The sequence below is a fragment of the Ruegeria sp. BG10 genome, assembly GCF_056538575.1.
Map to the genome: position 1 here is coordinate 1,342,782 of NZ_JBQFTI010000001.1, position 24,175 is coordinate 1,366,956.

The window sequence follows — 24,175 nt, forward strand, 5'->3', positions numbered from 1 at the left end:
CCTTCAGAACAGGTTTAGCTGATCCCCCGCCTGTGCCGGTCTTTCGAACAGATCACTGCGCAGTGGCGGGGTTCGCGTCGCAAGGCCAAGCCGTTTCACCGCTAGGCTGAACCGCTTGGCAATGAGCCCGGCATATTCACCCTCGCCCCGCATCCGGTGGCCCCAGCGCGGGTCATAATCCCGTCCCCCGTGCATATCCCTGAGCTTCGACATGATCTTTTCCGCGCGCGCGGGCTCATGCTCCTTCAGCCAACCCTGCCACAGTTCTGAAACCTCGCGCGGCAGACGCAGCATGATCCAGCTTGCGGCATCGGCGCCCGCATCCTTTCCGGCCTCAAGCAGGTTTTCCAACTCGTGATCCGTCAGCCCGGGAACAACGGGCGACGTCATGACCCGCACCGGCACCCCCGCATCAGTGAGCCGCCGAATGATACGCAACCGCCGCCGGGGCGACGGGGCGCGCGGTTCCATCCTGCGCGACAGATCCGCGTCGAGGGTGGTGAGCGAGATCCCGACCCGGACCAGCCCGACCCGCGCCATATCGGTCAGGATATCCAGATCCCGTTCGATCAGCGTGCCCTTGGTGACGATGGCGACCGGGTGTTGAAATTCCTGCAACACCTTCAGGCATGATCTTGTAATCAAGCGGGTTTTCTCGACAGGCTGGTAAGGATCGGTATTCGTACCAAGGGCGATGGGCGCAACCTTGTAACCTTTGGACGAAAGCTCTTTTCTCAGAACTTCCCCCGCGTTCGGGCGGGCGATCAGGCGGGTTTCAAAATCCAGACCCGGAGACAGACCAAGATAGGCGTGGGTCGGGCGGGCAAAACAATAAACGCAACCATGCTCGCATCCGCGATACGGGTTGATCGACCGGTCAAACGGCAGATCGGGAGAGCGGTTGTAGGTGATCAGGCTGCGCGCGATTTCATCGCGAACATCTGTCCGCAGCGGCGGAAGGTCCTCGTCGATGTCCCAACCGTCTTCACAGGGAACCGTATCGAACCTTTCGAACCGGCCTGCGGCGTTCGTGGCCACACCCCGGGCCTTTATGTTGGCTGCACCCATTGCTTTGTTCTCTTTTTGTTCCCATCACATATACTACCGTTGTCGTACCCCGGCAAGAACCCCAACACCCTTCCTGTCGAGCGCAGTAAAATCAGCAACTTGTGATGCCGCCAGCAGCAAGCGCCATTTCCCGGTCATGAATGAAACACAGGATAATGATGCGGAATTTTCGGTCGAGCGAAGGAAAAATCTGTCCTATAGGTCGGTCCCGAAACGACCAAGGTCGCAATCGTCACAGTCAAACTGCGACGTTTTGGCCAAAACGGGAAAAATGCCACCACGGGCCTCGGGTCCGAACAGCTCAGGGAAACGCCCCATGTCTGATGAAGAAGACATTGTCCTGTCCGAACTGAACGACGACGAACTCGTCGAACAGATGTTCGACGATCTTTACGACGGCCTGAAGGAAGAAATCGAAGAAGGTGTGAACATCCTGCTGGAACGCGGATGGACACCATATGACATCCTGACCAAGGCTCTGGTCGGTGGCATGACGATCGTTGGCCACGATTTCCGCGACGGTATTCTTTTCGTGCCCGAGGTTCTGCTGGCCGCCAACGCCATGAAGGGCGGTATGGCGATCCTCAAGCCCCTACTGGCCGAAACCGGCGCACCGCGCGTCGGCAAGATGGTGATCGGCACCGTGAAGGGCGACATCCACGACATCGGCAAGAACCTGGTTTCGATGATGATGGAAGGCGCAGGTTTCGAGGTTGTCGATATCGGCATCAACAACCCGGTCGAAAACTATCTGGAAGCGCTGGAAACCGAAAAGCCCGACATTCTGGGCATGTCGGCCCTGCTGACCACTACAATGCCCTACATGAAAGTCGTGATCGATACGCTGGTTGAACAGGGCATGCGCGAGGAATACATCGTTCTGGTTGGCGGCGCACCTCTGAACGAGGAATTTGGCAAGGCAATCGGCGCAGACGCATATTGCCGTGACGCGGCCGTCGCCGTTGAAACCGCCAAGGATTTCGTGTCGCGCAAGCACAATCAACTGGCCGGCTGACCGGACAAACGGACTTGTTTGAGGGCCGTCCGGTAACCGGGCGGCCTTGTTTGTTTTCAAAGACGTATCGGGTAAACTTCATCTTATCTGTCGCTAATACTCCGAAAGGTGCGGCCATGCAGCAGGACGAACTGCCAGACGACACCAGCCTGACGACAGACGGGTTCGCGCCCGCCACGGCGGGCCGTATTCTGCTGTTGGCCTGCGGCGCGCTGGCCCGTGAAATACTAGACCTGAAACAGCGCAACGGCTGGGATCACATGGCGCTGACCTGCCTGCCTGCCATTCTGCATGTCTACCCGGAGAAAATCACTCAGGCCGTTCGCGACGCCGTCGCTAAGCATCGCGATCAGTATGACCAGATCTTTGTCGTTTATGCGGATTGCGGAACCGGCGGCCTGTTGCAGAAAGCCTGCGAAGAGATGGGCGTCGAAATGATCAAAGGGCCTCATTGCTATTCCTTTTTCGAAGGAAATCAGGCCTTTGCCGAACGCGGCGATGACGAAACTACGGCCTTTTACCTGACGGATTTTCTGGCCCGACAATTCGATGCCTTTGTCTGGAAGCCGCTAGGTCTGGACCGGCACCCTGAATTGCGGGACATGTATTTTGGCAAATATACCAAGCTGATCTATCAGGCGCAGACCGAGGATGCGGAACTGACCGCCCGCGCCCGTGACTGCGCCAAACGCATGGGGCTGGAATTCGAGCACCGCTTTACCGGGTATGGCGACCTTGAAACCACGTTGACGGGATGGGCCAGCCGGCCGCCATCCGGCTCCCGTCGTTAATTCACGCGTTTTCCTGCGCCACGTCCCGGATACGTTCGATCATCGAGCGCAATCCGTTCGAGCGTTGCGCCGACAGGTGGTCATTCAGACCCAGCCGCGCCAGTTCGCCGCCCGCATCCACAATCGGCACGTCGCGTACGGGCAAACCGTTATAGAGCGATCGCAGCACCGCAATCAGCCCGCGCACGATCAGGGCATCGCTGTCACCGTCGAACCGAAAGACACCGTTTTCGATAATCGGATGCAGCCAGACCTGACTGGCGCAGCCATGCACCTTGGTTGCGGGCACTTTCAGCGCCTCATCCAACGGTGCCATTGCCTTGCCCTGCTCGATCACATGGCGATAGCGGTCTTCCCAGTCTTCCAGAAACTCGAAATCTTCGACGATTTCCTCAAAGGCAGGCGTTGCCATTTCGCAGCGGTCCTTTCGTTGCGGTTACAATTGTGACCTATGCTTCCGTTCTGTGCCTGTCCACCCCCCTGCGTGGCTTTTCAAACCCCGCAATTTGCGGTAACCCATTGCTGGAAATACTGCTCTGGACGTTGGGACCATGCAAAAATCGCTTACTCTACTTATGGTCGCCGCCCTGACCTTGTCTGCCTGCAACAGCTGGAGAGATTCGCGGGTCAATCCCTCCAACTGGTTTGGCTCCAGCGCACCCGCACCAGCAGAGGTCTCGGCAGACGATGCTGACGCCCTGGTGCCCAAGCAAAGCGAAGGCGTGGGGCTGTTTTCACGGCCCGAGGCTGAGGACACCAGCGTTCCGATTGCCAGAATTGATGAGCTTCGGATCGAACCGACGCCGACCGGCGCAATCGTCTACGTCGCAGGCACCGCGACCCGGCAAGGGGCCTATAACGCTCAGCTGGTTCGCGTGGAAAACGAAGCAAATGCGGAAAACGGCGTTCTGGAATACACGTTCCGTGTCAACTATCCGACTTATGCGACAAATCAGGGGACCGAGCGTTCGCGCAAAGTTTCGGACGCGGCCAATGTCAGCGTGAAGGAATTGGAAAGCATCCGCCTGGTGCGGGTTGCGGGCCAGCAGAACGCGCTGGAATCCCGGCGCCGTTAAGGCCTAAAGCGCAACCACCTTTACGGTCTGGCCCTTTGCGGCCAGCGCGATCTTGCCCTCGCACAGCTTCAGGGCATCCTCGCCAAAAACCTCGAACCGCCAGCCCGACATGGCCGGCAATTCGCGTTCGCCGGCAGCGATCTGATCAAGTTCAGAGCTTGTGGCGATCAGCTTGGCAGCAACGCCCGAGCTTTCGGTCTTGGATTTAAGCAACACGCGCAACAGGTCAGACAGCGCCGGGTTGACCTTGAGCTTGTCACGGCTGGTGTCGATCCGCGGCAAATTTTCGGCCGGGCAGTTCACACCTTTCTTTACCGCAGAAAGAATCCCATCGGCGATTGCCCCTCTCCGCGCCTCGCGCAGCAACAGGCGGGACCCACCCAGATCAGACGATGATTTCGGTTTGGTCGAGGCCAGCTCGATCAGCGCGTCATCCTTGAACACCCGGCTGCGCGGGACGTTGTTTTCCTGCGCATAGGCTTCGCGAAACTGGGCAAGTTCGCGCACCACGGCCAGAAACTTGGCCGAATTCGTACGCGTTTTCACCCGCTTCCACGCATCCTCGGGGCGAATGTCATAGGTTGCCGGTTCGGTCAGCGTGCGCAGTTCCTCAGCAACCCAGTGGCTGCGTTGGGATTTTTTCAGTTCAGCCGCCAGATACTCATAGATCTGCCGCAGATGGGTGACATCCGCCAATGCATAGATTTTCTGCGCCTCGGACAACGGCCGCCGCGACCAGTCGGTGAACCGAGAGGTCTTGTCGACGCCCTGTTTGCAGATTTTGCGCACCAGAGTCTCATACCCGACCTGTTCGCCAAAGCCGCAGACCATGGCAGCGACCTGCGTGTCGAACAACGGTTTGGGAAAGACCCCGGCTTCCACCCAGAAAATCTCAAGGTCCTGACGCGCGGCGTGGAACACCTTGACCACGCTTTCATTGCCGAAGAGCTCATACAGCGGATCCAGCGACATTCCGTCCGCCAGCGGATCAACCAGTACGGCGCTGTCTTCGTCCGGGGACGGCACCGCAAGCTGCAACAGGCAGAGTTTGGAATAATAGGTCCGCTCGCGCAGAAATTCGGTGTCGACAGTGACATAGTCATAGTCCGCAGCGGCCTTGCAGAAATCGGCCAGCTCTTGCGTCGTTGTCAGGGTTTTCATGCGCGGTGCTGTACTTGCTCTTGTTCTTCTCGTGGCTGCCCGTCAGTTCCTTGCCGTACCGAGCCGTAGTGCAGACCATAGGCCGATTTCCGGGCGCGTGTAAATCACCCTGAGACGTTCACGGCAGCAACACCGGCGTTCTGTCTCCGATGGCGTATCGCTGCAACACTGCGGGGTAAAGCCTGTGCTCCCAGACCAACACGCGGGCGGCCAGGGTTTCGGGCGTGTCCGCGTCCTCGATGTTCAGCCGGGCCTGTCCCAGGATCGGCCCGTCATCCAGCGCCGCCGTCACTTCGTGGACCGAACATCCGTGTTTGGCATCCCCGGCTTCGATCGCGCGCGCATGGGTGTTCAGGCCCTTGTACTTCGGCAGGAGCGAGGGGTGGATATTCAGCATCCGCCCCTGAAAGCGCGACACGAAATCGCCGGTCAGAACCCGCATGAACCCGGCCAGACAAACGATGTCGGGCTGTGCCTGTTCCAGCGGTTTCAGCAATTCAGCTTCAAAAGCCGCCCGGTCGCCCCTGAATGGCCGATGGTCCACCGCCGCCGTCGGAATGCCGCGGTCGGCGGCCTTTTTCAGACCGCCCGCCTGCGGGTCGTTCGACAGAACCAGACAGGCGCGCGCCGGGTGGTCGCCGACCATGCTGTCGACCAGCGACACCATGTTGGAGCCACCCCCGGATATCAGAATGGCGACGCGCTTGTGGCTCACAACAGCTTGCCCGAATAGGCCACGCCCGGCGCATCTGTCACGGTGCCGATCCGCGCGACGGTTTCACCGTCATCGGCCAGCATTGCGGCCAGTTCATCGGCGCGGGCCGCGTCACAGACAACGATCATGCCGATGCCACAGTTGAAGGTTTTCAGCATCTCGGCCTCGGCGATCCCGCCGGTTTCCGCCATCCAGCGGAACACAGGCGGCAGGTCCCAGGCGTTCAGGTCGATTTCAGCGCCCAGTTCGTCGGACAGAACGCGCGGCAGGTTCTCGGTCAGGCCGCCGCCGGTGATATGGGCCAGCGCGTGTACACCCCCTGCCCGGATCGCCTGCAATGCCGGCTTCACATAAAGCCGCGTCGGCGTCAGCAGCGCCTCACCCAGCGAGCCGCCACCAAAGGGCGATGCCGCGTTCCAGCCCAGCCCCGACATTTCAACCAGCTTGCGCACCAGCGAATAGCCGTTGGAATGTACCCCGTTCGAGGCCAGCCCCAACAGCACATCGCCCTGCTGTACCCCGTCAGGCAGGTGCGCCCCGCGCTCCATCGCGCCGACCGAGAACCCGGCCAGATCGAAATCCCCTTCGGGATACATGCCCGGCATCTCGGCCGTCTCACCCCCGATCAGGGCGCATCCCGACTGCACACACCCTTCGGCGATGCCTTCGATGATTCGCGCCGCGGTGTCGGTGTCCAGCTTGCCGGTGGCAAAATAGTCCAGGAAGAACAGAGGCTCGGCCCCCTGACAGATCAGGTCATTGACGCACATCGCCACCAGATCGATGCCCACGCCGTCGACCACGCCGGTGTCGATGGCAATACGCAGCTTGGTACCAACCCCGTCGGTCGCACCAACCAGAATGGGGTCTTGGTAACCGGCGGCCTTCAGGTCGAAAAGAGCGCCAAATCCGCCCAGGCCGCTCATGACGCCGGACCGGTTTGTGCGCTTGGCCGCAGGCTTGATGCGGTCGACCAGAGCGTTCCCTGCGTCAATATCCACGCCTGCATCGGCATAGGTGATTCCGTTCTTGCCCGCTGTCATGGCCAACCCTTCATGAATGCTGTCTCGCGCGGGTTAGTCGATTGTGCCCTGCGTTGCAACGGTCAGGCTTGACGCGGGCGTTCACCGTGATAGGCAAAGCGCTCAGGCGGGCCTGTAGCTCAATTGGTTAGAGCAGAGCGCTCATAACGCTTTGGTTGGGGGTTCGAGTCCCTCCGGGCCTACCATCTATCCGCCGTTACCTGAGCTTTCCTGTGCCTCGCCTGCGCGTCAGGGTAACGCGTCCCGGTCTTGCCAAACCGTTGCAAATGGCCTTCTTCTTGATGTCACAGGCGGCAATCGGGGTCAGGACAAATGGTTGAAAGCGTTCAGGCCGTGACCCGCCTTACCATCATTGTCGCACCCAATTTCAACATGTCCGCAACGATGGGGTTCATTGACCCGTTTCGGGCAGCGAACTATTTGGACGGCAAGTCCTATTTCAAATGGAATTTCGCTTCTGAATCAGGCGGTTTCTGCGTTTCCAGCAATGGGTCGGGCATTGGAACTGAATCCCTGAATGCGCCGGGCGCCGAACGTCCGGACATTGTCATTGTCTCCACAAGCTGGACACCTGAAAGGCACATGACCGAGAAGATCGGCAGCGCCTTGCGGCACTGGGCAAGATCCGGGGCAACGCTGGGTTCACTGGACACCGGGGCATTTGTTCTGGCACAGGCCGGATTGCTGAAAGGCCGGCGCGCAACTGTTCATTACGAACATATCGACGCCTTTCAGGAGCTTTTCCCGGATATCGACGTCGTGGAAAACCTGTATGCGCTGGACGGCAACCGGATTACCTGCTGCGGAGGTGGTGGCGCTGTGGATTTCGCGCTGCAAATTCTGCAGGGCATCCATGGCAGCGCGCTGGCGAATGCAGCCGCGCGGTATATCTTTCACGACCGGCTCAGAGGTCCGGCCGCCATGCAGCAGCCGGAAGGCAGCGAACCCCTTGGAACGGTCGTCCCGGCGACATTGAAGGCCGCGATTCAGGTGATGGAATCGCATCTGGAGGACCCGATGCCGATACCTGATATCTGCAAATTGGCGGGTATTTCGCATCGTCAGCTCGACCGGCTGTTTGCCACCTACATCAAAAAAACGCCGGCGCTTTACTACCGCGATATCCGGCTGGACCGCGCGCGCGGACTGGTGACGCAAACAGAGCTGCCCATTGCTCAGGTCGCGGCGGCGTCCGGGTTTGCCAGCCAGGTCCACTTTAGCCGGTCATACAAGGACAGGTTCGGTCTGCCCCCCAGCCAGGACCGCATCGAGGGACGCGTGCCGTTCGAATATCGCGCTTGGCCGATGCACCGAAAGCCCAAGGTCTGACCCAACCGGATGACGTTAATAGTCAACTCGGCGGCGTAAAAAGTTAAGCGTCGGAGCGCTTTTACGGGGAACATACTAACGACAAGCCAGTCACCCGGTGGCCCTGCCCCGGGCCAGTCAGTTGGAGCCCCCGATGAGCGCGCTGCCGTCCAAAGAACAATTCAACCGCATTTCCGATGGTTTCAGCACCGACCCGTTCAACACGCATTCTCTCAAGGCTGAGGCCTATGTTGATCCGGCGTGGCATCAGGTTGATCTGAACGGCATTCTCGCCCGGACATGGCAATGGGTGTGCCATGTCGAAAAACTGCGAGCGCCCGGGTCCTATGTCACGGTCGAAATCGCCGGACGCCCGATCGCCGTTGTGCGTGACCGCGAAGGCGAATTGCGCGCCTTCTACAATGTCTGCAAACACCGCGCGCATCACTTGCTGTCAGGCGAAGGCGAAACGACCCGCATCATGTGCCCCTACCACGCCTGGGTATACAAACTGGATGGCCAGTTGGTACGCGCGCCCGAAACCGAGAACCTGACCGGCTTCAGCACCAAGGACATCTGCCTGGATCAGGTTCAGGTCGAAGAGTTCGCCGGTTTCGTCTTTGTCAATCTGGACCCCAAAGCCCGCCCGCTCCACGAAGTTTCCGGCAACCTGCAGACCGAGATCCGCCATTGGGCCCCGGATATCGAGCAGCTGACATTCGGGCACCGGCTGACCTATGACATCAGGTCAAACTGGAAGAATGTCGTCGACAATTTCCTGGAATGCTATCACTGCCCGACCGCGCATAAGGACTTCTGCGATCTGGTCGACATGGACACTTACAAGGTGACCACTTACGGCATCTACTCCAGCCATTTGGCCGAGGCGGGAAAGGGCGCGAATACCGCTTATGACGTGTCGAACGCCACAGTGCGCACCCATGCGGTCTGGTGGTTGTGGCCGACCACCTGCCTGATGCGGTATCCGGGACGGTCGTCGATGATCGTTCTCAACATCATCCCGGTGGGTCCGGACCGGACGTTGGAAACCTACGACTTCTTCCTCGAAACCCCAGAGCCGGACGAGATGGAGCTGGAAGCGATCCGCTATCTGGACGAGGTTCTGCAACGCGAAGACATCGCCATTGTCGAAAGCGTGCAGCGCGGCATGAGCACGCCCGCCTTTACCCAGGGCCGGATCGTCCATGACCCGAACGGATCGGGAAAATCGGAACATGCGGTGCATCACTTTCATGGGCTTGTTCTGGACGCCTACGCAAAGGCCGCGCCGTGACACGGCCCAATATCGTCGTGGTCATGGCCGACCAGCTTGCGCCGCATTTCTGCGGCGCCTACGGCCACCCGACGGTGAAGACGCCACATATGGATGCCTTGGCTGTGCGCGGCATGCGTTTTGATGCGGCCTATTGCAACTCGCCCCTTTGCGCGCCGTCGCGATTTGCGTTCATGTCCGGCCAGTTGATCAGCCGCATCGCCGCCTATGACAATGGCAGCGAGTTCCGCGCGTCGGTGCCGACCTTTGCGCATTACCTTCAGGCGCTGGGGTATCGCACCTGCCTGTCGGGCAAGATGCATTTTGTCGGCCCCGATCAGATGCACGGATTTCAGGACCGCGTGACCACAGATATCTACCCCGCCGATTTCGCATGGACCCCGGATTGGGAGGCCCCGAACGAGCGGATCGACAAGTGGTATCACAACATGCAGACGGTCAAGGAAAGCGGCGAGGCCGTCGCGACCTTTCAGACCGATTACGATGACGAGGTCGAATTCGCCGCCCGACGCTGGCTGATTGACCGGGCCCGGGACCGGGCCGCCGGCAATGGCGCGCCATTCTGTCTGGTCGCCAGCTTCATCCATCCGCATGACCCGTATGTAGCCAAGCCGGAGTGGTGGAACCTCTACACGGACGATGACGCCCCCATGCCGGATTTCACCCTGACGCCCGCGGAACAGGACCCGTTCTCGCGCCGGGTGATGGATGGGATTAAGGCGAGCCTCGTGCCCCTGACCCCGGAAGAAATCCGCCGTGCCCGCCGCGCCTATCTGGCCAATGTCAGCTATTTCGACAGCAAACTGGGCGCGATGCTGAAGGCGTTGGAGGACATCGGAGAGCTGGACAACACCATCGTCGTCGTCACTGCCGATCACGGCGACATGCTGGGCGAGCGCGGCTTGTGGTACAAGATGAACTTCTTCGAACACTCGGCCCGCGTGCCTTTGATCATCGCCGGTCCGGGCGTGGTATCCGGTTCCACAGCCAACGCCTGTTCGCTGATCGACCTGCTGCCGACATTTGTTGAACTCGCCGGTGGGTCGGACGCGATGTTCGGCGAACCGGTGGATGGCCGCTCTCTGTTACCGTTGATGCGCGGGGAACAGGACCCGGTGGACGAGGCCATCGGTGAATACTGCGCCGAGATGACTCCCTACCCCGTGTTCATGATCCGGCGCGGGGCATTGAAGTACATACATTGCGACCCGGACCCGCCGCAGCTTTACGACCTGTCCGCCGATCCGCTGGAAACAAAGAATCTCGCCGGTGATCCGGCATATGCGGAACTGGCTGCCGGATTCGCCGCCGAAGTTACGCGCCGCTGGGACAGTGAAAAGCTGCGCGCCGACGTGATCGCGACCCAGAAATCGCGCCGCGCCCTGCTTGCGGCGATGCAGGCTGGTTCGGGCGAGCCCTGGGATTACAACCCGCCCCGCGATGCCGCGCAGGAATATGTGCGCAACACCGTCGATTGGCCGGTTGCCGCGGCGCGCTATCGATATCCGCCGCTGAAGGAGAAGGACGAATGATGCTGAAAGGCAAAACCGCGCTGGTCACCGGTGGCCGTGGCGGGATCGGACGCGCCATTGTTGCGCGTTTCCTGCGTGAAGGCGCGCAAGTCTTTGCGGCCGACCTGTCGCCCGAAGGGTCTCTGGCCTTGCACGACGCGGATGACAGCTATTTCGTGAAACTGGACGTGACGCAGGAGGCCGACGCAATCGCCGCGATGGAACGGATCGGTGCCGAGGCCGGTCAACTGGACATTCTGGTCAACGCCGCCGGGATCGAGATCGAAAAGACCATCGAAGAAACCACGCTTGAGGAATGGAACCTGTCATTTGCTGTCAACGTCACCGGCACATTCCTGACCTCGAAACACGCGCTGCCCCTCATGCGCAAGGCGGCAAGCGCGGGCACTACTGCCTCGATCATCAATTTCGGCAGCTATGACGGGTTTATCGCAGACCCCGGCCTTGCCGCCTATTGCGCCACCAAAGGCGCGGTTCACGCGCTGACACGGGCCATGGCCTGCGATCATGGGCCGGACGGCATCCGGGTCAATGCGATCTGCCCCGGTTATGTCGATACCCCCATGTTGCAGAGCTTTTTCACCGGCGACGGGTCCGGCGGCGGCGGCAAGACGATCGACCAGCTGCAACAGGCGGTGCGCGACGTTCACCCGATGCGCACCTATGGCACGCCGGAGGACATCGCCAATCTGGTCAACTGGCTGGCCTCGGACGAGGCGCGTTACGCCAGCGGGCAGCTTTGGGTTCTGGACGGGGGGCTGAGCGCGCAGGTTCAGCAGATGAAACTATGAGCAAACCGGTCATCATCACCTGCGCACCGACCGGCGGCATCCACACGCCGACCATGTCAGAGCATCTGCCGATCACGCCCAACGAAATCACCGAGGCCAGCATCGGCGCGGTCGAGGCCGGGGCCTCGATCATTCACCTGCACGCCCGCAACCCGGAAAACGGCCGCCCCGATCCGGACCCTGAACTGTTCATGCAATTCCTGCCCCGCATCAAACAGGCAACCGGCGCGGTGATGAATGTCTCAACCGGCGGCGGGCTGGGCATGACGCGCGAGGAACGGTTGCGCGCGGCCCTGCGCGCCAGCCCGGAAATGGCCAGCATGAACATGGGGTCGATGAATTTTGGCATCTTTCCGATGATGCAGAAATATTCGAACTGGAAACATGAGTGGGAGCCCGAGTTCCTGGACATGACCCGCGACTTCATCTTCCGCAACACATTTGCGGATATCGAATACGCGATGAAGGAACTGGGTGAAGGCCACGGCACGAAGTTCGAGTTCGAATGCTACGATCTTGGCCATCTCTACAATCTGGCATGGGTGGTCGATCAGGGCTGGGTCAAGCCGCCCTTCTTCATCCAGATGGTCTTCGGCATTCTGGGGGGCGTCGGTGCTGATCCGGACAACCTGATGCACATGCACTCCATTGCAGAAAAGCTGTTCGGCGGCAGTTATGAATGGTCGGTGCTGGCGGCTGGCCGACATCAGATGGCGTTTACCACACAGGCCGCGATTCTCGGCGGTAATGTCCGCGTGGGCCTGGAGGACAGCCTGTACATCGGGCCGGGCGAAAAGGCGAAATCCAATGCCGATCAGGTGCGGAAAATCCGCGCGATCATCGAAAACCTTGGCCTGACGGTCGCCACGCCCGAAGACGCCCGGCAAAGACTGGGCCTCAAAGGCAACGACCAGACCGCGTTCTGATTGGGGAAAATCATGCAGACAAAGATGCTGATCGACGGAGAACTGGTTGCCGGAAATGGCGAAGCCCTGCCTGTGCTGAACCCCGCGACCGGAGAGACCGTCGCCGGGATTGCCTGTAGCGAGGTGTTCGGCCCGGTCGTGACCCTGTCGCGGTTTTCCGAGGCCGGGGACGTCCTGCGCATTGCCAATGCCGGGCGGTATGGGCTGGCATCGTCGGTTTACGCGCTGGATGCCTATACGTCCGTGCGCCATATGATGGTGGCGCACTGATGCGGCTGGCCGGGAAAAGAGCACTGATCACAGGCGGCCGGCAAGGCATCGGGCGCGCCATAGTCGAGGCGTTCGCGCGGGAAGGAGCAGCCGTGACCACCTGTGGGCGCGGGCCGAGACCGGCCGGGTTGGACGACCTCATCCAATGGTGTCCGCTGGACGTCACGAATGCTGAAGCGGTTGAGGAATTGGCGTTTGTCACGGACGGCACCGATATCCTTGTCAACAACGCCGGCGTTCAGGTCGAAAAGACCGTGGCCGACAGCACCAACGCCGATTGGGAGGCGGTGATTGGCACCAATTGCCGGGGGGTCTTCAATCTGTGCCGCGCCTATATTCCGCGAATGCCCGAGGGTGGCTCGATCATTAACATAGGTTCGATTTCAGGCCGTGTCGCCGATCCTTCGATGGCGCTCTACAACGCATCCAAGGCTTTTGTGCATGGGTTGACCCGGTCGATTGCTGTTGATCATGGCCCCGGGATCAGATGCAACGCGATCTGTCCGGGCTGGATCGAAACGGGGATGCTCGATGCCGGGTTCGATCTGGCGGCGGACCCCGAGGCCGCGCGGCAGGACGCACTGGCGCGCCATCCCGCCCGCAGGTTCGGCAAACCCGAGGACATCGCCAGCATGGCCGTCTGGCTGGCCTCGGACGAAGCCGGCTTTGCCACCGGACAGCTGTTTACCGTGGATGGCGGCATGACGGCGGCCTCCCCCCTCAACCCGGGATTGTTCTGATGGAGTTTCAACACACAGCCTGCCTTGGCGGCGGCGTGATTGGCGCCAGCTGGGCGGCATTGTTTCTGGCCTCCGGCCGTTCGGTGGCGATGTTCGATCCTGCGGCGGACGTCGAACGCAAGGTGCGCGACTATGTCGAGACGGCCTGGCCCGCGATGACGGAACTTGGGCTGACCCGGAACGGGAATCCTGATGACATCACGTTCCACAACAGCCCGGTCAGCGCGGTCGATGGCGCGGAATTCGTGCAGGAAAACGTGCCCGAAAGGCTGGCGATCAAACACGCGACATTTGCCGGGATCGAACCCGCCCTGATGCCGAACGCGATTGTTGCAAGCTCGGCCTCGGGGCTGACCCTCAGCCAGATGCAACCGGGGTGGAAAGACCCGTCGCGCTTTGTTCTGGGCCACCCGTTCAATCCGCCGCATCTGATCCCGCTGGTCGAAGTTCTGGGGAACGAGCACACAGGTGCTGGCGTGGTCGACGCCACGCAACGGTTTTACGAATCCGTCGGCAAGACCACGATCCGCGTCAACAAAGAGGTGCCCGGCCACGTCGCCAACCGTCTTCAGGCCGCAATCTGGCGCGAGGCAATCAATCTTGTCATGTCCGGCGTTGCATCGGTTGAAGACGTGGACAAGGCGGTTTGGGCCGGCCCGGGTCTGCGCTGGGCGGCCATGGGCCCGACCATGTTGTTTAACCTTGGCGCGGGTGAAGGCGGCTTACAGGCGTTTTGCGATCACTTCGCGGATACGTTCAACGGCTGGTGGGACGATCTGGGGCAAGTCTATCTGACCGAGCAGGTCACGCAAACGCTGGTTCAGGGCGTCAATGCCGAAACAGCCGGGAAGTCAACGGCCGAGCTTGCGAAAACGCGGGACGCCCTGATTGTGGCGATGCAGAAATCCATTTCAGAGTTACGCTAGAACACCGGCGGTCTGAGCCCGGCCTGAAACCAGCCGATCAGTGAAACAATCGAGTATACCGGCAACCCGGTCGCCCCTTGAATATCCGCGGCGTAGGGGCACATATTCGTGCATTCCAGCACCAGAGCCCCAAGGTCGGGATGCGCCTTCTGCATCGCAAGCGCCGCTTCGACATTGTCGGCGCGGGCTTTGTCGATGTCCAAGGTAGGCTGGTTATCAAGGATCGCCCGCGTGAATTCCTGCCCGCCTTCGGTTGACCCGATGGGCGTCCCTTCGGGCACCTGAGCACTGCGCAGGTGTTCGGGGGTCAGGGTCGATGCCGATATCGTAAGCACCCCGGCCCGCTTGCCCGCTGGCAACAGCCGGTTGACCATCTCGACCTGCATCAAAGAGGACGTGACGACCGGGACCGGCACGGCCCGGGACAGCTCATCCTGAAACAGTGAAAGAAACCCGCAATTCGTAGTGATCCCGTCGACGCCGTCCTCAACCAGTTCCCGGGCGGCATCGGTAAACGCACCCAGCAACCCCTCGGCCTTGCGGCGCACCACCAGATCGGGCGAGGCGTTCCGCACGATGCGGTAATGCACCGGGAACGGCCACGTCAAAGCATTGCCCATATCGCCGGGGATACGCGGAAAGCGCGCATCTAGCATCAGAATTCCGACCGACGCGCCATAGAGCGATTTACCACCTGTCGCGATCATGACTTACGCCTCTTCGATAATCCGGGCCGCGATATCTTCGGACCCTTCCATATAGATACTAGAAATCCCGTGCCGAACCGCATCCTGCACCTGATCCATTCGCTTGGCGATGTGATTGCCCAGCACTTCGGCAGCTGCGCCAGAGTCGCGGTTCAGCAACGCCTGCATCACCTGCTTGTGTTCCTCTTTGGAACGTTGCACCCGGTCCAGGCTCATTGAGATCCAGCGGATATACCGGATGCGCTCGTTGATCCGGCGCAGGGAGTCGAGCAATTCCGCATTGCCCGAAAGCCGCGCAATACCAAGATGAAACGCCTCATCCCGGCTGACCGCTTCTTCGACCGTCAGGCCCTTGATGTCGATCCCGGTGGTATAAAGTTCGTCGTGCAACTTCTGCAATTCGGCGTCCGTCGCTTTTTCACAAGCAGCGCGCGCGGCGGCGGTCTCGATGATCTGCCGCAACTCAAACAGATCAAACACACCCTTCGCGTCCAGCGGACGACAGAAAAACCCCTGCCCGGGCCGAAAATCGAACATCCGCTCGGCCACCAGCCGGTTCAGAGCTTCGCGCAGCGGCGTGCGGCTGACACCCAACTCTTTCGACAGGGCGACTTCGTTCAGACGATCGCCCGGCCGAAGCCGAAAGGACACAGCCATCGCTTTGACCTGTTCATAGATGTCGTCGACCCGTGGACCTGCCATGAAAACCCCTTTTTCGCACTGCTGCCACAGACCAGACTTGAAATCAATATACAAAACTGTATACAGCTCTGCGCACAGACCTGCAATCAAAGGGACCAGCGATGACGGGAACCAACTATCTGACCGGAGCCGAAGCAATGGTGCGCATGCTCGAAGCGCATGGCGTCAAACATATGTTCGGTCTGTGCGGCGATACCACGCTGCCCTTCTATGACGCACTGGCGCGGATGGATCATGGCATTGAACACATCCTGACCCGTGACGAACGTCATGCCGCCTATATGGCGGACGGCTACGCCCGCGTGACCGGCAAGCCGGGCGTTTGCGAAGGGCCGTCGGGCGGAGGCGCGACCTACATTCTGCCGGGCGTGATCGAGGCCAATGAAAGCTCGGTTCCGATTCTTGCCATCACCTCGGACGTGGCGACCACCAGCCGGGGAAAATACCCGCTGACCGAATTGGATCAGGAAGCGCTGTTCAAGCCGCTGTCCAAGTGGAACACGTCGCTGGACGATGCGACCCGCTTGCCGGCGATGGTCCGCGCCGCGTTTCGGGCGATGACCACCGGAACTCCGGGCGCGACCCATCTGGCCCTGCCCTTCGACACGCAGAAAGGTCAGGTGGACGAGGCTGAAATCTGGGCCGACGCACGCCACCGCAGTTACCCCGCTGAACGGGCCGCCCCGGATCAGGCGGCCATCGACGCGGCCGTCGAAATACTGGCGCGAGCGAAATCGGCCGTGGCAATCTGCGGCGGCGGACCTGTTTTGTCGGGCGCGACCGACGCGCTGCACAAAGTGGCCTCATTGCTAGACATGCCCGTGGCCACAACGGTGTCCGGTCAAGGATCAATCGCGGAAACTGACCCCTTGGCGCTGGGAGTTGTGGGATCGAACGGCGGCATCCCCGCGACGCGTGCCGTCGTGGACGGCGCCGACGTCGTCCTGTTCATCGGATGCCGCGCGGGGTCAGTCACAACCGAACGCTGGCGCAGCCCGGCGCGTGACGTGACAGTCATCCATATCGACAGCGATCCAATGGTGATCGGCGCGAACTATCAGACCGAGGTTGCGATCTGCGCCGATGCACGTCTGGCGCTGGAGGCGCTGGCAGACGGATTGGCAGCACATGCGGGTCTGACAGCTCAGGGCGGCGCAGCCAAAGCCAAAGCGGCGTGGCAGGCCAAAATGGCGGCATTCGCCCCCCTGGCCGCCAACCAGGACACTCCGATCCGGCCCGAGGCGGTGATGGCCGCCCTGATGGATATTCTGGATGAAGACGCCATCGTTGTGGCCGATCCCGGCACCCCCTGCCCGTATTTCAGCGCCCATTACCGCTGGCAAAAGCCGGGGCGGCATTTCATCACGAACCGCGCACACGGCGCGTTGGGCTATTCGTTCGGGGCGGCCATGGGCGCGTATGTCGGACGCCCTGCGGTCAAAACTCTGGCCGTGATGGGGGACGGATCATTCGGCTTTGCCTGCGGTGAATTCGAAACGATGGTGCGGCACAATATGCCAATCACATCCATCGTGTTTTCGAATTCCGTGTTCGGCTGGATCAAGGCCGGGCAGGATGCAGGGTTCGGCCAGCGGTATTACAATGTCGATTTCAACCGCACGGATCACGCCGCCGTTGCATCGGCCTTTGGCGTCAAATCATGGACGGTGAAGGACCCCGACGACCTGCGCCGCGTTCTGAAAGAAGCAGTCGAGCATGACGGCCCCACTCTGGTCGACATCCACTCGCAACCGCTTCACGAGGCCGCGGCGCCTGTTTCCGAATGGGTCGCATAAGACGCGATTGAGGGCGTCAGCTGGGCCAGAAATTCCTGCGCGATGGCGGACAGAGGACGCCCCTTGGCGGTTATAATGGCAAGGTCCAGCATCACCGCAGGTCGGAACGGGCGGGTCTGATAGCCGCTTTCTGCGTCGAATGTCACAGTGAACGGGTCGATCACCGCCACCCCCATGCCTTGCTTGACGAAACTCAGCAGGTTTTCGGACAGGTGCGTGTGAATCTTGGTGCGCCAGGTCCGCCCGGCGGCCTGAAAGATGTCTCGGGTGCGGCGGTGAGTTTGATGTTCAGGGCCCATCACGATGAAGGGTTCGTTTTCCAGCAATTCCGGCGTCAGCACATCATATTGCGCCAGATGGCTGCCCTCGGGAAAGGTGGCCAGCGTTTCGAACTGAAAGACCTGATAGTTGAGCGTGTCGTGAAGAATCGGCATCTCGACAATGCCCACTTCGAACAGGCCCGAGATTACCCATTCCTGAATCTTGGACGAATATTGCGACTGAAAACTGACCGACAGGTTCGGACGACTTTCGGCGAACCGCGCGATTTCCTTTGGCATGAAGCCAAAGGACAGCAGATGTGGCGCGGCGACCTGTAGCTGACCGGGGTGCTTGTTCTGCAAATCCGTCACCGCCTGCGCCACATGATCCAGACCACGCACGACCGTATCGACCTCGCGGAACAGCAGCTCGGCCTCGGGCGTTGGCAGCAGGCGGCCCTTGTTACGCTCAAACAGCGGCAGCCGCGCCTCGCGCTCAAGCTGCGCCAGAAGGTTGCTGATTCCGGGCTGCGAGATACCCAGAACCGAGGCCGCCCCGGTCACCGTGCCCGTTTCCATGATTGCGTGAAATGCCTGCAATTGACGAAACCGAAGGGACATTGCGCCAACCTCATCATTTTTTCTGATACTCTTGCCATAACATAGTATTTGAAATGATACACTCACCACGGCACGGTTCCTCCTGACGACCGGAGGACCAATGAGCGATCTGAACCAGACCATCACCGGGTTTGATGTTTGGCATCTTGAACTGCCCGTCACGTCGCGACGCGATCACGGGATCGGAACGGTCGACGGCGCGTGCGAGGTGGTGATCCTGCGCCTGACGTCCGAGGATGGCACCGAGGGGTATGGCGAAGCCTCACCCTGGGCTGTCTTCACCGGAACCCCCGAGGCAACTTATGCGGCGCTGAACCGATATTTGCGCCCTCTGGTCGTCGGGTCCCGCGTGGCGGACCGGGCAGCGATCATGGCGCGGGCTGCCTATGCGGTCGCCCATTGCACCGAGGCCAAGGCCGCGCTGGAGTCCGCCTTGCTGGACCTTGCCGGACGCATCACCGGCCTACCTGTCTGGGCGATGCTGGGCGGAAAGTGTCGCGATACGATCCCGCTGAGCTGTTCCATCGCCAACCCGGACTTTCAGCAGGATGTCGCGCTGTTGGAGCGGCTCAGGGAAGATGGGGTTCGGATCGTCAAACTGAAGACGGGATTCAGGGACCACGCGTTTGACATCATGCGTCTGGAGCATCTGGCTCGGAACTGCCCCGAATTGTCGGTGCGCGTGGACTATAATCAGGGGCTGTCCGTCGAGGAGGCACCCGAACGGGTGCGGGATGTGGCGCAGTTCAACCCGGATTTCATCGAACAGCCCGTGCGGGCGCACCACTTTGGGATGATGGCCCGGTTGCGGAACCAGATTGGCGTCCCGCTGCTGGCCGATGAAAGCGTATTCGGCCCCGAGGACATGGAGCGCGCGGCCCGCGAGGGTATCTGCGACGGGGTTTCGGTCAAAATCATGAAATCCGGCGGTCTCAGCCGCGGCCAGTCGGTGGCGCGTATTGCTGCGGCGCACGGGCTCAGTGCCTATGGCGGAGATATGTTTGAGGCTGGTCTGGCGCATTTGGCCGGCACGCATATGATTGCCGCGACGCCTGAAATCACGCTGGGCTGCGAGTTCTATCAGGCGTCCTATTTCCTCAGGCAGGACATATTGGAAGAGCCGTTTTCTGTGCAAAACGGAAAAGTCGTCGTACCGGATACGCCCGGGCTGGGCGGCAAACCGGATCGGGACAAGCTGAACCATTTCGCGGTGGCAAGGGCGGTGGCGGCATGAGCGGGAAAAAGACCATTGCCATCATCGGTGCCGGTATCGTGGGCGTGTCCGCTGCGATTTGGCTCCAGCGCGACGGGCATGACGTGATCCTGATCGACAAGACCGGCCCCGGCGAAGGCACGTCGCACGGCAATGGCGGGGTTCTGGCGTCCTGTTCGATTGTCCCGGTCACGGTTCCGGGATTGCTGGGCAAGGCACCCGGAATGCTTTTTGATCCGGCACAGCCCCTGTTCCTGAAATGGGGGTACGTGCCCAGACTGCTGCCCTGGCTGCTGCGTTATCTGAAACACGCCAATGCCGCCGATGTCGAACGGATCGCCGCCGCGCTGTCCCCTATTGTCGGAGACAGCCTGAACGATCACAAGGCTCTGGCCGAAGGTACAGGGGCCGAGAAATGGATCGTGCCTTCGGATTATCTTTTTCTGTATGAAAATCGCCAGCATTTCGACGGCGACGCCTTTGGCTGGAGCATCCGCCGCAGGAACGGATTTATGTGGGAGGAACTGGAGGGCCAGGCCTTTCACGACTATGACCCGATCTTCAGCCGCGACATCGGATTTGCCGCCAGGCTGTCGGATCACGGGCACATCACCGATCCCGGCCTTTACGTCAAAGACCTGGCTGCATTTGTTGCCGCGAACGGTGGCAGGGTCATCCGCGCAACCGTTGACGATGTGGTACGCGACAACGGCCGGGTCACTGGTGTTCGGGTCGGGGGCGAGACCATCCCCTGCGACACCGCGATTGTCACCGCGGGCGTCTGGTCCGGCGCGTTGGCCGAGAAACTGGGTGTTACGGTTCCTCTTGAAAGCGAACGCGGTTATCATCTTGAATTGGTGGAACCTTCTGCGATGCCCAGAAGCCCGGTTATGGTAGCGTCAGGCAAGTTTGTCGCCACCCCGATGAAGGGACGGATACGGCTGGCCGGGATCGTCGAATTCGGCGGTCTGGATGCGCCGCCCTCGCGGGCACCGTTCGAATTGATGCGCAAGAATGCCCGGGCGGCGTTTCCGGGCGTGACATGGAAGGACGAAGTGGAATGGATGGGGCACCGGCCCGCCCCGGCAGACTCGATCCCGATTATCGGAGAAGTTCCGGGGATTGACGGCGCCTATTTGGGGTTCGGGCACCATCACATCGGCCTGACAGGCGGGCCGAAAACAGGACGCCTTTTGGCGCAGATGATCGCGGGCAGAACCCCAAACGCGGATGTGAGCGTGTACGCCCCGTCGCGATACATAAACTAAGAAAAGCCGGTGAAGAACACCGCCCAACCTAATGACAACTGGGAGAATAAAATGAAAAAACTGACAAGCCTTCTGGCGGCAACCGCTCTGACCGCAGCCGCAGCCCTGCCCGCCGTTGCGGAAAAATGGGACATGCCGATGGCCTATTCGGCGTCGAACTTCCACTCGGCAACGGGTGCTGAATTCGCCAAATGCGTAACCACCGGCACAAGCGGTGAGATTGAGATCGTGACCCACCCGTCCGGTTCGCTGTTCAAGGGCGCCGACATCAAACGCGCGATTCAGACTGGTCAGGCACCGATTGGCGAGCGCCTGTTGTCCGGCCACCAGAACGAAAACGCGCTGTTCGGGTTCGACTCGATCCCCTTCCTTGCCACCTCGTTCGACGACAGCGCCAAGCTGTGGGACGCTGCAAAACCAGCGATTGAAAACCTGCTGGCGGAACAGAACCTGACGCTGCTTTACGCGGTGCCATGGCCGCCTCAGGGGCTGTATTTCAAGAACGAAGTGAACTCAGTCGCCGATATGAAGGGCATCAAGTTCCGCTCGTACAACAACGCCACATCGCGTCTGGCCGAATTGACCGGAATGCTACCGGTGACCATCGAAGCGGCTGAGATCAGTCAGGCTTTTGCCACCGGCGTTGCGGATTCGATGGTGTCTTCGGGGTCGACCGGATATGACCGCAAGGTCTGGGAAAGTCTGAACTACTTCTACGAAGTGGATGCCTGGCTGCCGCGTAACTACGTGATGGTGAACTCGGACATCTGGTCGGGTGTGTCGGACGCCAACAAGAACGTCATCAAGGCCTGCGCCGAACTGGCCGAATACGCGGGCAACTGGCGCGCCAAGGAATATACCGGGTTCACCCTGCAAGGTCTGCGCGATGGCGGCATGACCGTTGGCCCGGCGTCGGATCAGATGACAGGCGAACTGAAAGAGATCGGCGTCACCATGACCAATGAATGGCTGGAGGCTGCCGGAGACGAAGGCAAAGCCATCGTCGACGCCTTCAACTCGGCGCAATAATCTTCCTGAAGCGGGCGGCGGCAGATCCCGTCGCCCGTTGTCCATCCAGACATAACAAAGCGGGGACGGTATGGCAGTCTTGAGAGGGCTTCGGTCCGTACTGGATTTCATCTATCTGGCAGCTGGCGTGCTGGCGGCATTGAGCCTGATCGCCATTCTGGCGCTAATCGTGGTGCAGATGCTGGCCCGCTGGACCGGCGAGGTCTTTCCGGGCGCGCCGGATTATGCCGGATACGCGATGGCCGCCGCCTCGTTCCTGGCCTTTGCCAACGCGCTGAACCGCGGCAGCCATATCCGCGTCTCGATCCTGTTGAACGCGGTGCCGGACAGATTTCGGCGGGTGCTGGAAATCTGGTGCTTCACCATCGGCACTGCCGTAATGTGGTATTTCTGCTGGTACGCCTATCGCTTCGTCTACTGGAGCTGGAAATTCAACGACATCAGTCAGGGGCAGGACAGAACGCCCCTATGGATACCGCAATCGGCCATGCTGTTCGGCGCGGTCATTCTGGCCATCGCCCTGACCGATCACCTGATCCACGTGCTGTTCCGGGGCGACCACCGCATCACCCGCGATCTTGCCGATCAAAGCCACGGAGAGTGAGAGCATGGAAAACGCATCAATTATCATCCTCTTTCTCTTTGTCCTGTTCACTCTGCTGGGCACCGGCGTGTGGGTCGGGCTTGCCCTGATGGGCGTCGCCTGGGTCGGGATGGAGCTGTTCACCACCCGCCCTGTCGGTGATGTCATGATCACGACGATCTGGTCGGCTTCGTCCTCATGGACGCTGACGGCGCTGCCGATGTTCATCTGGATGGGCGAGATCCTGTACCGAACGCGATTATCCGAAGATATGTTCAAGGGCCTGTCCCCGTGGATGGCCCCCCTGCCCGGCGGATTGGTGCACACCAATATCGTGGGCTGCACGGTCTTTGCCGCTGTGTCGGGGTCCTCGGCCGCCACGCTGACCACGGTCGGCAAGATGTCGATCCCTGAGTTGCGCAAGCGCAACTATCCCGAACGTATGATCATCGGCACCCTGACCGGCGCGGCAACATTGGGCCTGATGATCCCGCCGTCGCTGACGCTGATCGTCTATGGCGTCACAATCAATGAATCGATCACCAAGCTGTTCTTCGCAGGCATTCTGCCAGGGCTGGTTCTGGCTTGCATGTTCATGGGATATGTCGCGATCTATTCGAAGGTTGGTAAAGACTGGAACCCAAATGAGGAAGGCAAGTTGACCTTCTCAGAGAAGGTTAGGAATTCACGCTTTCTGCTGCCGGTGATCCTGCTGATCACAGTCGTTATCGGTTCGATGTATCTGGGCTATGCCACCGCCACCGAAGCCGCGGCGTTCGGTGTGATCGGCGGGCTGCTACTGGCGGCGAGCCAGGGTTCGCTCAGCTGGAAGACCTTCACCGATAGCCTGATGGGGGCCACCCGGACCAGCGCCATGATTGCGTTGATCCTTGCGGGTGCGGCGTTCCTGTCCCTGTCGATGGGCTTTACCGGACTGCCGCGCGGTCTGGCCGATCTGATCGCAGGATGGGACCTGACCCGGTTCGAGCTGCTGATGGTGCTGCTGGTCTTTTACATCATCCTTGGGTGCTTTCTTGACGGCATTTCCTCGGTCGTGCTGACAATGGCAGTGGTTGAACCGATGATCCGTCAGGCTGGCATCGACTTGATCTGGTTCGGCATTTTCATCGTCGTCGTGGTCGAAATGGCCCAGATCACACCACCGATCGGCTTCAATCTGTTCGTCATGCAAGGCATGACCAATCACGAGATGAGCTATATCGCCCGCGCCGCGATCCCGATGTTCCTGATCATGGTGGTGATGGTGTTCGTGCTGATCTGGTTCCCGGAACTGGCCACATGGCTGCCGGAAAACCTGCGGCAGAGCCCGACCGGGTAGC

Annotated in this window: 25 protein-coding genes and 1 tRNA gene; 18 read left to right on the forward strand and 8 right to left on the reverse strand. The window is 60.5% G+C overall.

Annotated features, from left to right (window positions below; translation table 11 throughout):
• Positions 1 to 3: 3 nt before the first annotated feature.
• Positions 4 to 1,068 (reverse strand): PA0069 family radical SAM protein, encoded by a 1,065-nt coding sequence (locus ACR0D8_RS06620; protein WP_480645357.1) that lies wholly within the window; start codon positions 1,066 to 1,068, stop codon positions 4 to 6.
• Positions 1,069 to 1,384: 316 nt separating this feature from the next.
• On the opposite strand from ACR0D8_RS06620, the gene ACR0D8_RS06625 reads away from it, so the two are divergent.
• The gene (locus ACR0D8_RS06625; RefSeq protein ID WP_475160966.1) at positions 1,385 to 2,083 is read left to right on the forward strand and encodes a corrinoid protein; all 699 of its coding nucleotides are present in this window, start codon (positions 1,385 to 1,387) and stop codon (positions 2,081 to 2,083) included.
• A gap of 116 nt (positions 2,084 to 2,199) precedes the next feature.
• Complete coding sequence (locus ACR0D8_RS06630; RefSeq protein WP_480645359.1) at positions 2,200 to 2,874, forward strand: DUF1638 domain-containing protein; 675 nt, start codon at positions 2,200 to 2,202, stop codon at positions 2,872 to 2,874.
• Position 2,875: 1 nt separating this feature from the next.
• On the opposite strand, the gene ACR0D8_RS06635 is transcribed toward ACR0D8_RS06630, so the two are convergent.
• A complete protein-coding gene (locus tag ACR0D8_RS06635) occupies positions 2,876 to 3,286 on the reverse strand; it encodes a SufE family protein (RefSeq protein WP_475160971.1) in 411 nt (136 codons plus the stop codon).
• Between the two features lie 139 nt (positions 3,287 to 3,425).
• Between ACR0D8_RS06635 and ACR0D8_RS06640 the strand changes: the two genes are divergently transcribed.
• On the forward strand, positions 3,426 to 3,950 hold the full coding sequence (locus ACR0D8_RS06640; RefSeq protein ID WP_480645360.1) for a hypothetical protein: 525 nt from the start codon (positions 3,426 to 3,428) through the stop codon (positions 3,948 to 3,950).
• A gap of 3 nt (positions 3,951 to 3,953) precedes the next feature.
• Here the strand turns inward: ACR0D8_RS06640 and rnd are convergent, their stop codons facing one another.
• The 3 genes from rnd to purM form a co-directional block, all read right to left on the reverse strand.
• Positions 3,954 to 5,111 carry a ribonuclease D gene (rnd, locus tag ACR0D8_RS06645; RefSeq protein ID WP_480645361.1) on the reverse strand — a complete coding sequence of 386 codons (1,158 nt, stop codon included), beginning with the start codon at positions 5,109 to 5,111 and terminating at the stop codon, positions 3,954 to 3,956.
• 118 nt (positions 5,112 to 5,229) lie between these two features.
• A complete protein-coding gene (gene purN / locus ACR0D8_RS06650) occupies positions 5,230 to 5,826 on the reverse strand; it encodes a phosphoribosylglycinamide formyltransferase (RefSeq protein ID WP_480645362.1) in 597 nt (198 codons plus the stop codon).
• Positions 5,823 to 6,869 carry a phosphoribosylformylglycinamidine cyclo-ligase gene (gene purM / locus ACR0D8_RS06655; protein ID WP_480645364.1) on the reverse strand — a complete coding sequence of 349 codons (1,047 nt, stop codon included), beginning with the start codon at positions 6,867 to 6,869 and terminating at the stop codon, positions 5,823 to 5,825. The genes purN and purM overlap by 4 nt, the downstream gene beginning before the upstream one ends.
• A gap of 108 nt (positions 6,870 to 6,977) precedes the next feature.
• Between purM and ACR0D8_RS06660 the strand changes: the two genes are divergently transcribed.
• The 9 genes from ACR0D8_RS06660 to ACR0D8_RS06700 all read left to right on the forward strand — a co-directional run bounded on the left by ACR0D8_RS06660 (position 6,978) and on the right by ACR0D8_RS06700 (position 14,656).
• Positions 6,978 to 7,054, forward strand: a tRNA-Ile gene (locus ACR0D8_RS06660).
• A gap of 127 nt (positions 7,055 to 7,181) precedes the next feature.
• Positions 7,182 to 8,198, forward strand: coding sequence for a GlxA family transcriptional regulator (locus ACR0D8_RS06665; protein ID WP_480645365.1), 1,017 nt, complete (start codon positions 7,182 to 7,184; stop codon positions 8,196 to 8,198).
• Positions 8,199 to 8,331: 133 nt separating this feature from the next.
• Positions 8,332 to 9,471, forward strand: coding sequence for an aromatic ring-hydroxylating oxygenase subunit alpha (locus ACR0D8_RS06670; RefSeq protein WP_480645367.1), 1,140 nt, complete (start codon positions 8,332 to 8,334; stop codon positions 9,469 to 9,471).
• Positions 9,468 to 11,003: a choline-sulfatase gene (betC, locus tag ACR0D8_RS06675; protein ID WP_480645368.1), complete on the forward strand. Its 1,536-nt coding sequence runs from the start codon at positions 9,468 to 9,470 to the stop codon at positions 11,001 to 11,003. Before ACR0D8_RS06670 ends, betC begins: the two co-directional genes overlap by 4 nt.
• Entirely contained in the window at positions 11,000 to 11,794 is a 795-nt protein-coding gene (locus ACR0D8_RS06680) for an SDR family NAD(P)-dependent oxidoreductase (RefSeq protein WP_480645369.1), read from the forward strand. The genes betC and ACR0D8_RS06680 overlap by 4 nt, the downstream gene beginning before the upstream one ends.
• On the forward strand, positions 11,791 to 12,720 hold the full coding sequence (kce, locus tag ACR0D8_RS06685) for a 3,5-dioxohexanoate:acetyl-CoA acetone transferase (RefSeq protein ID WP_480645370.1): 930 nt from the start codon (positions 11,791 to 11,793) through the stop codon (positions 12,718 to 12,720). Before ACR0D8_RS06680 ends, kce begins: the two co-directional genes overlap by 4 nt.
• Positions 12,721 to 12,732: 12 nt before the next feature.
• On the forward strand, positions 12,733 to 12,990 hold the full coding sequence (locus ACR0D8_RS06690; protein ID WP_480645372.1) for an aldehyde dehydrogenase family protein: 258 nt from the start codon (positions 12,733 to 12,735) through the stop codon (positions 12,988 to 12,990).
• The gene (locus tag ACR0D8_RS06695; protein ID WP_480645374.1) at positions 12,990 to 13,730 is read left to right on the forward strand and encodes an SDR family NAD(P)-dependent oxidoreductase; all 741 of its coding nucleotides are present in this window, start codon (positions 12,990 to 12,992) and stop codon (positions 13,728 to 13,730) included. The genes ACR0D8_RS06690 and ACR0D8_RS06695 overlap by 1 nt, the downstream gene beginning before the upstream one ends.
• Positions 13,730 to 14,656: a 3-hydroxyacyl-CoA dehydrogenase NAD-binding domain-containing protein gene (locus ACR0D8_RS06700; protein ID WP_480645375.1), complete on the forward strand. Its 927-nt coding sequence runs from the start codon at positions 13,730 to 13,732 to the stop codon at positions 14,654 to 14,656. Before ACR0D8_RS06695 ends, ACR0D8_RS06700 begins: the two co-directional genes overlap by 1 nt.
• Here ACR0D8_RS06700 and ACR0D8_RS06705 read toward each other — a convergent pair.
• Both ACR0D8_RS06705 and ACR0D8_RS06710 read right to left on the reverse strand, forming a co-directional pair.
• Positions 14,653 to 15,363, reverse strand: a complete 711-nt coding sequence (locus tag ACR0D8_RS06705; RefSeq protein WP_480645377.1) for an aspartate/glutamate racemase family protein — start codon at positions 15,361 to 15,363, stop codon at positions 14,653 to 14,655. The genes ACR0D8_RS06700 and ACR0D8_RS06705 overlap by 4 nt on opposite strands.
• A 3-nt stretch (positions 15,364 to 15,366) precedes the next feature.
• The gene (locus ACR0D8_RS06710) at positions 15,367 to 16,065 is read right to left on the reverse strand and encodes a GntR family transcriptional regulator (protein WP_480645379.1); all 699 of its coding nucleotides are present in this window, start codon (positions 16,063 to 16,065) and stop codon (positions 15,367 to 15,369) included.
• A gap of 101 nt (positions 16,066 to 16,166) precedes the next feature.
• Here ACR0D8_RS06710 and ACR0D8_RS06715 point away from each other — a divergent pair, with 101 nt between their 5' ends.
• Positions 16,167 to 17,861: a thiamine pyrophosphate-binding protein gene (locus tag ACR0D8_RS06715; RefSeq protein ID WP_480645381.1), complete on the forward strand. Its 1,695-nt coding sequence runs from the start codon at positions 16,167 to 16,169 to the stop codon at positions 17,859 to 17,861.
• Here the strand turns inward: ACR0D8_RS06715 and ACR0D8_RS06720 are convergent.
• A complete protein-coding gene (locus ACR0D8_RS06720) occupies positions 17,822 to 18,742 on the reverse strand; it encodes a LysR family transcriptional regulator (protein WP_480645383.1) in 921 nt (306 codons plus the stop codon). The genes ACR0D8_RS06715 and ACR0D8_RS06720 overlap by 40 nt on opposite strands.
• A gap of 100 nt (positions 18,743 to 18,842) precedes the next feature.
• Here ACR0D8_RS06720 and ACR0D8_RS06725 point away from each other — a divergent pair, with 100 nt between their 5' ends.
• The 5 genes from ACR0D8_RS06725 to ACR0D8_RS06745 all read left to right on the forward strand — a co-directional run bounded on the left by ACR0D8_RS06725 (position 18,843) and on the right by ACR0D8_RS06745 (position 24,174).
• Complete coding sequence (locus ACR0D8_RS06725) at positions 18,843 to 19,976, forward strand: enolase C-terminal domain-like protein (RefSeq protein WP_480645384.1); 1,134 nt, start codon at positions 18,843 to 18,845, stop codon at positions 19,974 to 19,976.
• Positions 19,973 to 21,223, forward strand: a complete 1,251-nt coding sequence (locus ACR0D8_RS06730) for an NAD(P)/FAD-dependent oxidoreductase (protein ID WP_480645386.1) — start codon at positions 19,973 to 19,975, stop codon at positions 21,221 to 21,223. Before ACR0D8_RS06725 ends, ACR0D8_RS06730 begins: the two co-directional genes overlap by 4 nt.
• A 51-nt stretch (positions 21,224 to 21,274) precedes the next feature.
• The gene (locus tag ACR0D8_RS06735; protein WP_475161019.1) at positions 21,275 to 22,252 is read left to right on the forward strand and encodes a TRAP transporter substrate-binding protein; all 978 of its coding nucleotides are present in this window, start codon (positions 21,275 to 21,277) and stop codon (positions 22,250 to 22,252) included.
• 70 nt (positions 22,253 to 22,322) lie between these two features.
• Positions 22,323 to 22,856, forward strand: coding sequence for a TRAP transporter small permease (locus ACR0D8_RS06740; protein ID WP_480645388.1), 534 nt, complete (start codon positions 22,323 to 22,325; stop codon positions 22,854 to 22,856).
• Between the two features lie 4 nt (positions 22,857 to 22,860).
• Positions 22,861 to 24,174, forward strand: a complete 1,314-nt coding sequence (locus ACR0D8_RS06745; protein WP_480645390.1) for a TRAP transporter large permease — start codon at positions 22,861 to 22,863, stop codon at positions 24,172 to 24,174.
• Position 24,175 lies beyond the last annotated feature (1 nt).